Below are 253 nucleotides of genomic sequence, written 5' to 3'. Positions count from 1 at the left end.
CAAAAAATCTCTAATAACTCTTGTGTTAAGCGGTTAATGTTATTTGGGCCAAAAGGGTCAATCATATTATGGCCAAAGGGGTGAATTCTGTTTGGCCAAAAGGGTCAAAGTAGAGTGGCTTTTCCATCCGGTTATGATGCTAATGGTTATCTTGACGGTATTGTGGTTGAAAGCTGCGATTACCGCGAACTGTTCGAGAAGTATCGTGACCGGGATGATGTGGTGTTCCTTGTCGATCCTCCGTATCTCAGCA

The 253-nt window shown here is 43.5% G+C and carries 1 pseudogene; it reads left to right on the top strand.

The features are described 5' to 3' along the window. Nucleotides 1-138 precede the first annotated feature (138 nt). Nucleotides 139-253, top strand: a pseudogene (locus FW767_RS13395) (DNA adenine methylase); the annotation flags it as partial.

Source organism: Heminiphilus faecis, from assembly GCF_008728965.1.
GTDB lineage: Bacteria > Bacteroidota > Bacteroidia > Bacteroidales > Muribaculaceae > Muribaculum > Muribaculum faecis.
Note: the sequence above shows the minus strand (reverse complement) of the source record. Positions and strands in the feature narration are given on the sequence as shown.